This is a genomic window from Pseudomonas sp. EA_65y_Pfl1_P113 (genome assembly GCF_963970525.1).
Lineage (GTDB): Bacteria > Pseudomonadota > Gammaproteobacteria > Pseudomonadales > Pseudomonadaceae > Aquipseudomonas > Aquipseudomonas tritici.
The window spans coordinates 1-509 of record NZ_CAXAQM010000381.1; the positions used below are offsets into that span (position 1 = coordinate 1).

2 protein-coding genes are annotated in these 509 nt (G+C 67.4%); both read right to left on the minus strand.

The window, feature by feature from the left end; translation table 11 throughout:
- Positions 1-47: 47 nt before the first annotated feature.
- On the minus strand, positions 48-329 hold the full coding sequence (locus AACY52_RS30165; RefSeq protein WP_339561356.1) for an ETC complex I subunit: 282 nt from the start codon (positions 327-329) through the stop codon (positions 48-50).
- Between the two features lie 9 nt (positions 330-338).
- Positions 339-506 carry an ATP-dependent helicase C-terminal domain-containing protein gene (locus AACY52_RS32475; RefSeq protein ID WP_370468074.1) on the minus strand — a complete coding sequence of 56 codons (168 nt, stop codon included), beginning with the start codon at positions 504-506 and terminating at the stop codon, positions 339-341.
- Between the last annotated feature and the right edge of the window lie 3 nt (positions 507-509).

The following is a 509-nucleotide window of genomic DNA, read 5'->3' on the forward strand; positions in this document are numbered from 1 at the left end:
TGGGCGCGGGAATGCTGGCGGGATAACCGCCGCGCCGCGCCCGGCTCTTAGCGGAAGTTGTCGGCGTAGCTTTGCAGCTTCAGCGTGCGTTCCGGTGCGGGAAGCACGGTGAAGGCCAGCCCTTCGCGCTCGGCATAAGCGATCGCCGCTTCCTGCGTCGGGAAGGTGAGGCGGAGCTGGTCGCGCGTATCGCCCGAGCCGGCCCAGCCGGTGAGCGGATCGGGCAGCTTGGCCTCGGCGGGGGCGAAGTCCAGCATCCAGATGCTGGTGCGTGCGCGGCCCGACGACATGGAATTCTTCGGGCGCTGATAGATTCGGGCGATCGACATGGCGCTTCCTTACCGTGCTTCTTTCGCGCGCGCATCTGCGTTTTTTGTGCGCAGCGTTGCATTGGCCGATGCAGGGTCATCGGGCCAGGGATGGCGGGGATAGCGGCCGCGCATTTCCTTGGCGATGGCCGCCCAGCTGCCCGCCCAGAAGCCCGGCAAATCGCGCGTGGTCTGGATCGG